This is a genomic window from Nocardiopsis sp. LDBS0036 (assembly GCF_041228755.1).
Lineage (GTDB): Bacteria > Actinomycetota > Actinomycetes > Streptosporangiales > Streptosporangiaceae > Nocardiopsis > Nocardiopsis dassonvillei.
This window is the reverse complement of sequence record NZ_CP141103.1, coordinates 5,605,778-5,618,832: the sequence shown is the minus strand read 5'-3', so window position 1 is coordinate 5,618,832 and position 13,055 is coordinate 5,605,778. Positions and strand designations below refer to the sequence as shown.

The 13,055-nt window shown below is 70.3% G+C and carries 11 protein-coding genes; all 11 read right to left on the bottom strand.

All coding sequences use genetic code 11. The annotated features are described in order from the left end of the window. Positions 1-142 precede the first annotated feature (142 nt). The 11 genes from UIS43_RS24080 to UIS43_RS24030 all read right to left on the bottom strand — a co-directional run bounded on the left by UIS43_RS24080 (position 143) and on the right by UIS43_RS24030 (position 13,045). Positions 143-1,399 carry a styrene monooxygenase/indole monooxygenase family protein gene (locus tag UIS43_RS24080; RefSeq protein WP_370011775.1) on the bottom strand — a complete coding sequence of 419 codons (1,257 nt, stop codon included), beginning with the start codon at positions 1,397-1,399 and terminating at the stop codon, positions 143-145. 60 nt (positions 1,400-1,459) lie between these two features. After that, positions 1,460-2,017, bottom strand: a complete 558-nt coding sequence (locus tag UIS43_RS24075) for an ATP/GTP-binding protein (RefSeq protein WP_041552253.1) — start codon at positions 2,015-2,017, stop codon at positions 1,460-1,462. A 22-nt stretch (positions 2,018-2,039) separates the two neighbouring features. Continuing rightward, positions 2,040-2,399, bottom strand: a complete 360-nt coding sequence (locus tag UIS43_RS24070) for a DUF742 domain-containing protein (protein ID WP_013151545.1) — start codon at positions 2,397-2,399, stop codon at positions 2,040-2,042. Between the two features lie 37 nt (positions 2,400-2,436). Next, positions 2,437-2,862, bottom strand: coding sequence for a roadblock/LC7 domain-containing protein (locus tag UIS43_RS24065; RefSeq protein ID WP_013151544.1), 426 nt, complete (start codon positions 2,860-2,862; stop codon positions 2,437-2,439). A gap of 97 nt (positions 2,863-2,959) precedes the next feature. After that, entirely contained in the window at positions 2,960-5,458 is a 2,499-nt protein-coding gene (locus UIS43_RS24060) for an ATP-binding protein (RefSeq protein ID WP_013151543.1), read from the bottom strand. Positions 5,459-6,072: 614 nt separating this feature from the next. Beyond that, on the bottom strand, positions 6,073-7,317 hold the full coding sequence (gene ccrA, locus UIS43_RS24055; protein WP_013151542.1) for a crotonyl-CoA carboxylase/reductase: 1,245 nt from the start codon (positions 7,315-7,317) through the stop codon (positions 6,073-6,075). A 750-nt stretch (positions 7,318-8,067) separates the two neighbouring features. Beyond that, a complete protein-coding gene (locus UIS43_RS24050) occupies positions 8,068-9,873 on the bottom strand; it encodes an ABC transporter substrate-binding protein (protein ID WP_071621439.1) in 1,806 nt (601 codons plus the stop codon). Next, a complete protein-coding gene (locus UIS43_RS24045) occupies positions 9,870-10,058 on the bottom strand; it encodes a hypothetical protein (protein ID WP_013151540.1) in 189 nt (62 codons plus the stop codon). Before UIS43_RS24045 ends, UIS43_RS24050 begins: the two co-directional genes overlap by 4 nt. A 4-nt stretch (positions 10,059-10,062) precedes the next feature. Further along, positions 10,063-11,112: an ABC transporter ATP-binding protein gene (locus UIS43_RS24040; RefSeq protein WP_013151539.1), complete on the bottom strand. Its 1,050-nt coding sequence runs from the start codon at positions 11,110-11,112 to the stop codon at positions 10,063-10,065. Continuing rightward, positions 11,105-12,166 (bottom strand): ABC transporter ATP-binding protein, encoded by a 1,062-nt coding sequence (locus tag UIS43_RS24035; protein ID WP_071621438.1) that lies wholly within the window; start codon positions 12,164-12,166, stop codon positions 11,105-11,107. The genes UIS43_RS24040 and UIS43_RS24035 overlap by 8 nt, the downstream gene beginning before the upstream one ends. Before the next feature lie 3 nt (positions 12,167-12,169). After that, complete coding sequence (locus UIS43_RS24030; protein ID WP_013151537.1) at positions 12,170-13,045, bottom strand: ABC transporter permease; 876 nt, start codon at positions 13,043-13,045, stop codon at positions 12,170-12,172. Between the last annotated feature and the right edge of the window lie 10 nt (positions 13,046-13,055).

Genomic DNA, 13,055 nt, shown 5'->3' with positions numbered 1-13,055 from the left:
GACAACGAACTCCGCTTTTTCGGACGCTTGATTCGGACAACCGTATGGGGAATTAATGCATGCCAGAATGGGGGCGGAACACAAAGTGCCCGGCGCCCCTCAGGGCACCGGGCACCAGATCGCGGAGGCGGCACGTTCGCCCTCAGTCCCCGTGCCTCTCCTTGACCTCCTCGATGTACCGCATGGCGGCCTCCGGGTTGAACAGCCAGTTCTTGAAGTCGGAGGGGTTGTCCCACGCCTGGATCCAACGGTCGCCGACCTCGCGGTAACGGGCGGCGGCCTCCATCACCACTCCCAGGTGGGGAGGCAGTTCGCGCTCCCACAGCGTGGAGGCGAACTCCGCCCACTCCTGATTGTCCTGACCGAATTCCCAGAAACGGTCGAACGCCGCGACCAGGAAGTCGTCGTCGAAGGGCTGGTCGCCGCGTTCGATGATCGCCTCCAGGTAGGCCTGGGCGCACCGGGTGGAGTTGTTCCAGCTCTGTCCGGTGTAGGGGTCCATGGTGACCACCACGTCGGCCATGCCCAGGACGCTGCCCCCGTTGGGCAGCTTGCCCACCGGGTTGCGGACCTGCGGCGTGAGCTCCTCGACCAGTGTGCTGCGGCCGTCGGTGAGGTTGGCGTCCTTGATCCGCTCGAAGGCGTCGGGCGCGTGCTTCCTCAGCAGGTCCTTCATCCGGCGCAGCTGCTCCTCCTGGCCTGGCCGGTCCGGCCAGGCGTCCATCGGACCGCCCTTGCGGTCCACGAGCAGGAGGTTGTGGCAGGGCCCGTCCTGGCCGAGCATCGGGATGAGCATGAGGTTGCCCGCGCTCTGGGCCGTGGCCGCCCAGCCGATGTTGTCGTTGCCCTCGGGGTCGGGCCACACGTCGTAGATGTGTGCCTGGGCGATGGAGCGGGGCCTGGCACCGCTGAAGCGGCTCGTGTCGTTGTCGAAGAGCTGTCCCAGCTCACCGTGGCCGACGGCCACGATGATCAGGTCGAACATCCGCGAGAAGTAGTCCAGATCGGTGACGGTGACCCCGTGGATCACCACCTTGCCTCCCCGGTCCTCGAAGAACTCCAGCCAGTCGGCCATCTTCACCCGGCGGTCGACCGAGACGGAGTAACCGTTGCCCGGATGCGAGCTACCGCTGAAAGCGCTCGACACCCCGCCCTCCATGTACATGAACAGCTTCTGCTCACGGATCTGGGGAGCCAGCGCACTCCAGAAGTCGAGGTCGAACTTGCGCTCGTACTCCAGAGCGGTGGGGAAGGTGAACTGGGCGACCGAGCAACGACCGGTCCGGATCTCCATCGAGGACTGCCCCGTGATCACCGTGACGTCGTATCCATGGGTGAGGAGCCCATGGGCCAGGTGCAGGCCGGCGTGGCCCGCGCCGACGATAAGGATCTTGCGCATTGTCGCTAACTTTCCTGGGGAATCTGCGGGGCGGTGGGAAGACCGGGGTCTCCCCGTCCGTCAGGCGACGGGCTCGCTGGCGCGGTTGTGCTCCAACGCGTACCGGAGCAGCGTCTTGAGCACCTCACCCCCGGACAGGCGGTTCCGGGCGTCGAAGTCGATGATCGGCACCTCGGGACTGACCTCCAGCGCCTCGCGGACCTGCTCGGAGGTGTACTCGAGGCGGCCCTCGAACTTGTTCAGCGCCACGATGTAGGGGATGCGCTTGTTCGTCTCGAAGTAGTCGACCGCGTCGAAGGAGTCCGCGAGCCTCCGGCAGTCGACCACGACGACGGCACCCACCGCGCCGCGGACCAGATCGTCCCACATGAACCAGAAACGCGCCTGGCCCGGTGTGCCGAACATGTACATGACCAGTTCGTCGTCGATGGTGATGCGACCGAAGTCCATCGCGACGGTGGTGGTCGTCTTGTCGGGTGTGATCGAGGTGTCGTCATGACCGATGCTGGCCTCGGTCATGATCGCCTCGGTCGTGACAGGGGGAATCTCCGACACCGAGCGCACCAAGGTCGTCTTGCCGGCGCCGAAGCCCCCGGCGATGACGATCTTGCTCGACATCTTCTTGCGATTCGACCTCTTGTCACTGGAAAAGTCGTTCGAGACCACGAAGAGCCCTCTCCAGAACCTGGTTTTCCGATGGACTGCTGCCGGTGATGGTCGGGTGGATGTACACGAGGTCCTGTTCGGCCAGGTCGCTGACCAGGACCTGGGTGACGCCCAGGGGGATGTTCAACTCGGCCGACACCTCGGCCAGCGACCGGGTCTCCCGGCACAGCTTGTAGATACTGATCGACTCCGGCATGAGGGTGCCAGGAGGTTCCTGCCCGGGCTCGGACGTCGAGACCAGGGTCTGCACCATCAGCGGATGCCGCGACCGTGTCCGCCCACCCGTGAAGGTGAACGGACGGACACGGTTACTCCTTCGCCTGCGGAAGCTCATAGCCGAGGCAACCTCTCCTCCCGAACGGGCACCGTCGTCAGTTCTGGATGACCTCGCGCAGCTGCGAGCGCAGCTGCGGCGTGAGCACGTGGGCGACGTTCTCCACGAGCTTGGTCATCTGGAAGCCGACGATCTTGAGCTCGGTGCCCGGGGCGGTGAGCACCGCCATGCAGGAGCCGTCGCTGATCGCCATGATGAACAGGTGGCCGTGGTTGAAGCGGACCAGCAGCTGTTCGCACTCGCCCCTCTGGAAGAGGTTGGCGCCGCCGACGGCGAGGCTGTGCAGGCCGCTGGCGATGGCCGCGAGCTGCTCGGCGTGCTCCTCGGGGAAGTCGCTGGAGTGTGTCAGGACCAGGCCGTCGGAGGAGACCACGACGGCGTGCTCGACACCGCGCACGTCACGGACGAAGCGGTCGATGAGCCAGGAGAAGTTCTCAACACTGTCGTTCACGGATTCAGTCATCGCTGTGCCTTACCTGCCTGGGCCGAGGGTCGTGTTCGCTGCTGTGGTGTCTGCGGGGGCACGCCGGGAGGGGCGCCCTGGACGGGGTCGGGAACCGTCACTTCTTGTCGTCCTTGGGCTCGTCGCCGCCCTCGCGGGCCTCGCGCTCGCCGTCGAAGAAGTCGCCGAGCTCGTCGCGGATCTGCTCGGCCCGGGCCTCGCCGGTGAGCCTGGGCGGGGTGTCCTCGCGGGCCTGGGGCGCGGCGTCCGGCTTCTGCCCGGGGCGGGGCATCATCCGCAGGGGCGATCCGTGCGGGGTGGCGCTGCGCCGGGGCAGCCCGGCGGAGGTCACCGCCGAACCGCTCGCCGCGGAGGGCCTGCCCGTGCCGTTGGCGGCGGGGCGGGCGGGAGCCGGGGCGGGCGCGACGGGCTTGGCGGGCGGGGCGCTCGCCGGGACGGTCGAGGTGCGGGCCTGTCCGGGGGTTCGCGGCGTGGCCACGCGCAGCAGCTCCTTGGGGATGATCGCGTAGGCGCTCACCCCGCGGAAGGATCGGGGTTCGAGCCTGGCTTCCAGCCCGTGCTTCTTGGCGATCCGGCTGGCGACGTACAGGCCCATGTGGCGGGGCACGTCGGCGTCCAGGACGGGTTCGCCGGCGAGGCGGTCGTTGAGTTCGGCGAGCTGCCCCTCGGGGATGCCCACGCCCTCGTCCTCGACGACGATCATGAGGCGCCCGTCGGTCATCTGCTGGGCGCTGATGACGACCTGGGAGTGCTCGGGCGAGTTGGCGGTGGCGTTGTCCAGCAGTTCGGCGAGCAGGTGGCTGATGTCGTCGGCCGCCATACCGGTGATGGAGGTCTGCGGGATCTTGCCCATCCGGACGCGGGGGTAGTCCTTGATCTCGGAGGTGGCGGCGCGGGCCACGTCGAGCAGGGGGACGATCTCGTCGTGGGCGTCGGACTCGCCGCCGTCATGTCCGGTGAGCACCAGGAAGTTTTCCCCGTTGCGCCGCATACGGGTCGCGAAGTTGTCGATCTGGAAGAGCTTGTCGAGCAGGTCGGGGTCCTGGGCGTCGGTCTCCAGCTCCTCGACCATCTCCAGCAGGGCGTCCACGAGCGACAGGTCGCGCATGGCCAGACCCGCGAGGGCCTCGTTGAGGAGGCTGTCGCCGCCCTCGGAGGGCGCGGGGGCGGCCGCGGCGGCGGGGGCGATCGCGTCCATGAGGGCCGCCCTGCGCTCGGTCAGCGTCTCGGCGGGGGCCTCGGGAGCCGCTTCGGCGGGCTCCGCGGCGGCCTCGGCCGGGGCCTCCCGCTCCTCTTCCCGCTCGGGCTGCTCCTTGCCCGCGTCCGTGCCGGAGCCCGCACGGGTCAGGGCCCGGTCCTCGCGCTCGGCGGAGTCGGTCCGGGTCTCGGCGTGCTCGGCGAAGAGCGTGCTGGCCGACTCGGCGCTGATCACCTGCGGCTGCTGTCCGGCGGTGAGCACGATGATGTGCTGGACCGGCTGGCCGTAGGGGTTGTACTGGCCCGGGTAGAACATCGGCTGGCCGTGCATGACGTAGCCGGGGGGCTGGAAGGGCGCCGGGTAGGCGCTCTGGTAGGTGACCAGCGGCTGGGGCGGGTACTGCGCCGGGTAGTGCGCGGGCTGCGCCGGGTAGGGGTGCTGGCCCTGCGGCTGGGGCGCGTAACCGCCGTGCTGCGGCGGCGCGGCGGGGTAGGGCGCCGGGGCGGCCTGCGGGTGCGGCGGGTAGGGGTGGTGGGGCTCCTGCCCGGCCGGGTGGTAGGGGCCGTACTGCGCGCCGGGGGGCGCCTGGTAGGGCGCGGGGGCCGCGTAGGGGTCGTGGCCGACCGGACCGGGGACCGGCTGCTGGGCGTACCCGTGCTGGCCCTGCACCTGCGGGGCCGCGGGGCGCTCGCCCGGCACCTGGTAGGGCTGGGGCGCGGGCCACGCCTGGGGAGGCTGCTGGTGGCCCTGGGCGGGCGCGGCGGCCTGCGGCTGCTCCGGCTGGCGGTGGTCGTCGGCCTGGGGTGCGTCGGCCTGCGGCTGCTCGGTCCGGCGGTGGTCGTCAGCGGCCTGCGGCGGGTCCTGTCGGTGGGAGTCCGCCTGTTCGGGCCGGGGCGAGCGGCCCTGCTCCTCGGGGAGCCGCGTCCGCCCGTGCGGAGCCTCGGCCCGCTGCCGCCCCGCCTGCTCGGGCCGCGGGGCCGGCTGCGGCGTGGTGTCCGCGGGCGCCGCCTGCGTCTGCGCCGCGGGGGCCTGGGGCCGCTCCGCGCGCTCTGTCGGTGAGGAGGTGTCAGTCATGGTGTCCGTGGTGGCGGTGATGGGTGGGGTACGCGGCTCGGGCTCGTCCAGGCCCACGCCGCGCCACTGGTTGACCGGGGAGGCCCCGGTGTCCACGTCGTCGACGTTCACCCGCCGGGTCGTGTAGGGGTTGGGGACGCTGGTCCTGGAGGCGGGTCGGTACCCGTTCTCGGCGGAGCCGGAGAAGGGGCCGGTCGCGGGGGGCGCGGCGTCGCCGCGCTCCGTCGCGCCCGACTCGGGAGCGGACCCGCCCGTGGGCTGGGCGCTGTCCCGGTCCGACGCGCGGCCGGAATTCTGCGAGTGCGGATGCACGGGATGATGCACGGGATTTCCTTGCTGGGTCTCCGGTGAGGGGGGTTCCTGGGCTCTGACCATACGGGAGATGGCTCGTCGGAACCGTCCCTCCCGCCTGGCTGCTTGCCCGTCCTCCGCTGACGTCATCGACCCGCCCCCGCGCGGGTGCGGAGCGGGGCTGTCTCGCGGCGACGGCGCCTCTGCCACAATCTCGTCTCCTCGCGTCGGTGGGGCTGGCTCGGCGGCGGCGCCGCTCCACCGCCCTGCCCGGGGAGGCGGCCGCCCCGGGATCCCGGGCGGGACCCCCGTGGCAGCCGGGTGCCCCGTGCGCCGGAAGAAGGTCTCGGCCGGGGCGCCCCCGCCCGAGCGGGGACCAGACGGGTGCGACACCCCATCCGGAGACAAGTATCCATGCCCCGCACAATTCCTGTACTTCCACCGAGAACCGTCGTTCGGTTCGCCAGACTAACAAAGGTCGACAGCCTTGGCAGACGAATCGGGGAAGCCTCAGAAAAGCACTCGGGGGAGCATCTCTGACGTGCGAGAACACTCTCGTGGAGGTGCTGTGACCCCAGATGTTTTTGTGAGATTTATGGACCCGTGTCTGTTTCCGGCCAGGTGTCAGCAACCCGTCCGCACCGGGGCTAGACGTCCAGCCCGGTCTGCCCCGCGCGGGCGTTGACCAGCGCGGACATGTTCCCCGGCGGCTGGGCGTTGTCCCGGATCAACTGATGGGCCTCCCCGATCTCGTCGAACTCCACGATCCTCGTCACACACGGGTCGAGCTGGCCGCCCGCGACGAGGTCGATCACCATACGGCACTGTGCCGGGGAGGCGAAGTGCGATCCCTGGAGGCGCTTGAGCCGCATCCACAGGAAGCGCAGGTCAACGTCGGCCTGGAAGCCCGAGGTGGCGCCGCACAGCACCACCATCCCGGCGTTGTCACACAGGTAGAGCGAGGTCGGCAGGGTGTCGGCGCCGGTGTGCTCGAACACGATCCGGGGCGCGCGCCGCTCCCCCAGCTCCTCCCAGAAGCGCTTGCCGAAGGCGCGTACCCCACGCATCCAGGAGGCGTAGGCCTGGGTGTCCCCCTCATCCGGAACCCTCCCCCAGTGGTCGAACTCGGTCCGCTGGATCACACCGACCGCGCCCAGTTCGCGGCACATCCGCGCCTTGTCCTCGGTGGAGACCACCGCGACCGGCTTGCCGCCCACCTGCCGGGCCAGCTGGATGGCCGAGGTGCCCAGGCCCCCGGCCCCGCCCCAGATCAGCACGGGGTCGCCGGGGCGGACCACGTTGGGCTCCCACCCGAAGAGCTGGCGGTAGGCGGTGGCCGCGCTCACCAGGAAGCCGCCCGCCACGTCCCAGGGCAGGTTCTCTGGCTTGCGGTGGCACTGGATGTCGCGCACCAGGGTGAACTGGCCGAAGGAGCCGAAGTTGTTCTCGTAGCCCCAGACACGCATGCTCTGCGAGGCGATGGGGTCGCGGCCCATGCGGATGTCGTCGGCGCTCTCGTCCCACTGGCCCGGGGCGATGATGACGTGGTCGCCGACCTCCACGCCGCGGACCCCCTCGCCCACGGCCCAGACGACCCCGGCGCCGTCGGAGCCGCCGATGTGGTACTCCTCCGCGGCCCCGACCTTCTCGCGCATGGCGATGACGTCCACGGGGTGGCCCATGGCCGCCCAGACGTTGTTGTAGTTGATGCCCGCGGACATCGTGTAGACGAGGACGTGCCCGGGTTCGAGGCGGGGCACGGGAACGACCTCGCGCGCGAAGGCCTCGCGGGGCTGGCCGTAGCGCTCCCGCCGGAGGGTGAAGGCGTGCATGCGCGCGGGCACGTGGCCCAGCGGGGGCACCTCGCCGAGGTCGTACAGGTCCTTGGGCATGGGGAGGTTCCTTTCAGCGACCGGGGGTGTGGAGGAGGTGTCCGGGCTCACCGGACGGCGACTCGTCCGGGTCGTGTTCCTCGGGTCACGGGTCCGCGGACCCCCGGCGGAACACTCCCGGGAAGCGCACGCGCGTCCGCGCGGCGGCCGGCACGGACGCATGCACGCGCGACCGCGCGGGACGCGGTCCGGGAGGGCGCACGTGCATCTTCCCGTTCGCAGCTGCAAGTCCGGAAATAGGTGTACGGACTGACCGAATCCAAGTCCACAGTGGCGCGGAAGCGCCGCCACCGGGGTGCGACGGTTCTCCGGCGTTCCTCTCCGGGCCGGGACGCCCGGGGCGCGGAACAGCGGGGAGCGGGGGTCATGGCTCTCCTGTCGTTCTTTGTCGCCCTGTCCCCCGCCGCACCCGGAACCCTTCCGAGAACAGCCTTGAACTGGGAGTACAGTGTCTTTTCCCGTGCTTTCGAACGTACGCGAACGCATCCGTCAAACTGCCGCGACGGCGGGCCCAAAACGCATTCCGCGTCGCCGGAGAGGGAGTCGGAGCTTCCCTTCCGGAGACGTTCGCAGAGGAAACGGGCGGTGTTTGCGGCACCACCCTTCTGACGCACAGGAGACTACCTTCCTCAGCCGCGAATGCACATCAAGGGTCATCATTCCGGCACAAAAGAGAGAGTGCGCACAGCGGGGGCGGGGCCGTGCGGCCCCGCCCCCGGGTGCGGTCCGGTCCCCCGGTCCCGTCGGCCCCTACCCGGCAGCCTCCAGGCCGCCCTGCATCAGCGACAGGATGATGTGGTTGTCCCGGTAGATCTGGTTCTGGGCGGCGGGGTGGTCCTCGGGGAAGGACTCCACCCGCGCGCCCTCCAGGGCCGGGGCCAGGTACTTGTAGGTCCAGATCGGGATGCGCGGCAGCAGCTCGTTGAAGACGATCGCCATCGTTTTGAGGGCCTCGGTCTGCTCCTCCTCGGTCTGCGCGGTCTTGGCGACCTCGACCAGCGCCTCCAGGTCCACCTCGCCCCGGCTGGGGCTGTCCACCTTCAGGTCGAAGTCCTGCCCCGGGGTCTCGCCGGTGCGGGCGTTCTCCACCAGGAAGTTCATCTGGAAGGCGCCCCAGTACTGCGGGATCTCCGGGTTGCCCCAGTGGCGCACGGCCACCTCGAAGTCACCTGCGGCCCAGATGCCCCACGGGTTGTCCGCGGGCACGTTGCGCGCGGTCGTCTTGATCCCGAAGGCGTTCCAGGCCTCCTCCACCTGGGTGGCGGTCAGCTCGAAGTCGCCCCAGCCCGCGACGCCGATGATCTCGTAGCTGGCCTCCTGACCCTCGGCGGTGTGCCAGACCCCGCCCTCCTTGGTCCAGCCCGCCTCCTCCAGCAGTTCGGTGGCCCGGTCCGGGTCGTGGTCGTAGGCGGCGAACTCCGCGAGCTCCTCGGGGGTGAAGATCTGCTCGGTCTGGAGGTCGACCAGCCCGGAGTAGTACCGCACCCGGTCGTAGGCCTCGCCCCGGGCCACCTGGCCGATCTGGTCGCTGTCGAGCAGGTGCTTGAGCGCCTTGCGCACCCGAACGTCCTTGAGCTCGGGCTTGGCCGCGTAGTTGAACATCAGTCCGCAGCCGTCGTAGCCGGGGTGCTCGATCCACCGGAACCCCTCGACGCCGCGGAACGCCTGCTGGTCGGCGGCGGAGGTGGCCAGGGTCGAGTAGTCGACCTCGCCCTGCTGGATGAGCAGGGAGGCCTGGCGGTTGTCACCCTTGTGGACGACCACCTCCTCGAAGTTCACCTCCTCGCCCCGGTAGCCGGTGCTCTCGCGCACCAGGGTGATCCGCGCGTCGGACATCTGGGCCCGGTCGAAGGTGTAGGGCCCGCTGGTGATGATCTCCTCGGGGTTGAACTCGATGAACTCGGCGTTGAACTCGGTGTGCTCGTCGTCGCCCTGGCGGACGCCGTCGGCCACCATCGTGATCGCGCGCTCCCCGAAGTCGCCGTAGGTCGACTTGGAGAAGATCCGGTGCTTGACGACCTGGAGCTCGATGCCGGGGAAGGGGTTGTCGAAGCGCGCGCGGACGCTGAGGTCGTCCAGCCGCTCCAACTCGGTGATCTGCGGGAAGCCCACCGACCACGCGGGCGCCTCCAGGACCCGGATGGCGTAGTTCTGGTGCAGGTCCTCGGCGGTCAGGTCGGTGCCGTCGCTCCACTTCAGGCCCGGACGCAGGGTCACGACGAGGTCGTCGCCCTCCCAGGCGCTGTTCTCCAGGAGCAGGTAGTCCCACTCGTGGGTCTCCCAGTTGTAGAACGCGCCCGCGGGCAGGAAGAGGTCGGCGTACACGGAGTTCATCAGCAGCGCGCCGTCCTCCACGGCGACGTTGCGCGTCTGGGCGGCCAGGTCGAAGTCGAAGACGCCGGTGAACTGCGTGGCGCCGCTCTCGGCGTTGTCGCCGCCCGCGCAGGAGGACAGCACTCCGGCGCCGGCGACGCCCGCCGCGCCGAGGCCGATCGTCCGGAGCAGGCGCCTGCGGCTCAGGTCCCGCATCAGGGGGTGGGGGGTGGGAGGGGTCATTGGCGATTCCTTCCGAGTAGGACGGCGAGCAGACCGAGGGAGAGCACGACCAGGCCGATCACGACGGTGAGGGCGCTGATGACGAACTCGGCTGTGCCGGGGGGTGTGAGGACGAGCATGAGTGCGCTGGTCAGGGCGAGGAAGGCTCCGGCGAGGAGTCCGAAGCGGCCGACGACGGCGAGCACGGACTCAGCCCCGGCCGACGACGTGGCAGGCGAGCAGCCGGTCGTGCGCGGGGGCCAGCGGCGGCCGGACGGTGTCGCAGCGGCCCTCCTCGTAGAGGGGGCAGCGCGGGTGGAAGTCGCACCCGGACGGCAGGTCCGTCAGGTCGGGGATCTCGGAGCTGCGCAGCCTGATCCGTTCCCGGCCGTGCGCCAGGTCGGGGTCCGGTTCGCAGACGGCGTCGATGAGCGCCTTGGTGTAGGGGTGTCGGGGATCGTTGACCACGCGCGGGGTGGGACCGTGCTCGACGATCCTGCCCAGGTACATGACGGCGATCTCGCCCTCCCAGGCGAAGTACTTGGCCACGGCCAGGTCGTGCGTGATGAACAGGAAGCCCACGCCGAGGTCGTCGCGCAGCGCGCCGAGGGTGTTGAGCAGGCTGACCCGGATGGACACGTCGAGCATCGAGGTGGACTCGTCGGCGATGATCACCTCGGGTTCCATCGCCAGGGCGCGGGCCACGGCCACGCGCTGGCGCTGGCCGCCGGACATCTGGTGCGGGTACTTGTCGAGGTACTCCTCGGCCGGGGTGAGGTCGACCCGCCGCAGGAGTTCGGCGGTGGCCCGGCGGGCCTCGTGCCTGTCCTTGACCAGGCCGTGGCGGCGCAGCCCCGCGGAGACGGTCGAGTAGACGGTGCGCACGGGGTTGAGCGAGGCGTAGGGGTCCTGGTGGATGAACTGGACCGAGCGGCGGAAGCGTCTCCGCTCGCTCCGGTCCATTTCCGCGACGTCCCTGCCCCGGAAGAGCACGGAGCCCCGGACCGGGTCGGCCAGGCCCGCGGCCATGCGGGCGCTGGTGGTCTTGCCGCAGCCGGACTCCCCGACCAGGCACAGCACCCGTCCGGGGCGCACGTCCAGGTCGACCCCCGCCACGGCGGGCACGTCGCCGCGCGGGGTGGAGAAGACCTGGTGCGCGCCGCGCAGGCTGAGCACCGGCGGCGGGGCGTCCCCTGCGTCGCCGGCGGGTGCGGCACCGGGCTCGGGCCGCGGGTCCGCTGAAACGGTCCGGTCAGTCACGGGTGGCCCCCTCGGTGGAGAGTTCGTTCGAACGCAGGCAGGCCGCGGCGTGGCTCAGCCCGTCGGGGCGGTGCGTGAGCACGTCGAGCACGGGCCGGGTGGACGCGCACCGCTCGACGGCGTGCTTGCAGCGCGGCGCGAAGGAGCAGCCGGGGGGCAGCGCGGAGAGGCTGGGCGGGCCTCCGGGCAGCGACTCGGGAACCCTGAGGTCGCCGGTGACCGGGGGCACCGAGTTGATCAGCGCCGAGGTGTAGGGGTGCCGGGCGCGGTGGAAGATGTCGCGGGTGGTGCCGGTCTCGATCAGCCGTCCCGCGTACATGGTGCCGACGCGGTCGGCGAGTTCGGCGGCCAGGCCCAGGTCGTGGGTGATGAAGACCATCGAGAAGCGCAGTTCCTCGCGCAGCTCCGCGAGGCGCTCGACGATGGAGCGCTGGGTGAGGATGTCCAGGGCGGTGGTGGGCTCGTCCAGGATGAGCAGCTGCGGCTCCAGTGCCAGGGCGAGCGCGATGAGGGTGCGCTGGCGCATGCCGCCGGAGAGTTCGTGGGGGAAGCTGTCCAGCACCCGGGCGGGGTCGAGCCGGACCATGCTCAGCAGCTCGGCGGAGCGTTCGAGGACCTCGGCGCGCGTGCGGCGGCCCCGGTCGTGGGCGCGGAAGGTGTCGAGGAAGTGGTCGCGCACCCGCAGCACGGGGTTGAAGGCGTTCATGGCGCCCTGGAAGACCATGGCCGCCTCGTTCCAGCGGAAACGGCGCAGGTCCTCGCGGGCGAGGGTGCGCACGTCGACGAGGCGGCCGTCCTTGCGGCGGAAGAGGACCTCGCCCGCGGAGAGGACGCCGGTGCGCGGGAGCAGCCGGAGCAGGCCCAGGCCCAGGGTGGTCTTGCCGCAGCCGGACTCCCCCACCAGGGCCATGGACTGACCGGGGTGGAGGTCGAAGGAGACGTCGCGTACCGCGGTGACCTGTTTCCTGCGGCCGGTGCGGTAGCCCACGTCGACCCCCCTCACCGACAGGAGGGGGCCCTCGGCGGACGGCGGGGCGGCGGTGTGGTCGGTCATGGCTCACCTGTCCCGGAGTCGTGGGTTGAGGGCCTGCTCCAGGGACCGGGTCATGGTGACCAGTCCGATCTGGAAGAGCATGATCATCACCATCGGGGCGATGAGGAAGGGCGCGGCCTGGGGCAGCAGGAAGGCGTTGTTGTTCCAGGCCTGCTGGATCATCAGGCCCCAGTTGTCGGCGGTGCTGGGCAGCAGGCCGAGCAGGTACATGCCGACCACGGCGTAGATCGCGTTGGTGATGGCGATGATGAAGTTGATGAAGATGTAGCCCGCCATGTTGGGCAGCACCTCGACGAAGAGGATGCGCGCGGTGCCCAGGTCCTGGAGCCGGGCGGCCTCGACGAACTCGCGCTCCCTGAGGGTGAGCACCTGGGCTCGGATGGAGCGCATGAGGTAGGGCCAGGTGACCAGGCCGATGATGAAGGAGACCACCAGCGGCGAGGAGGTGCGGAAGAACGACGCGATGACCAGCATCAGCACGATGAACGGGATGGTCATCGTGATGTCGGTGAGCTGGAGCAGGAAGTGGTCGATCCGGCCGCGCACGTAGCCGGCGACGCCGCCGAGGACGACCGCGATCGCCACGGTGATCACGGCGGCGACGAAGCCGACCCAGATGGGTTCGCGTCCGCCCAGCACGAGCTGGGTGAAGGTGTCCTTGCCCTGGTGGTTGGTGCCGAGCCAGTGCTCGGCGGTGATCGGTCCCCAGATCGCGGTGACGTCCGTGGGGTTGTGGTGGTCGATGAGCAGCGGCCCGACGAAGGAGAAGAGCAGGACGCTCAGGACCAGGCAGAGTCCGACGAACCCGCTGGTGCTGCGGGTGAGGCCCTGCCAGATCGTTCCCCAGACCCCGGGGGCTGCGGTGGTGGTGACGGCCATGTCCGGTGGG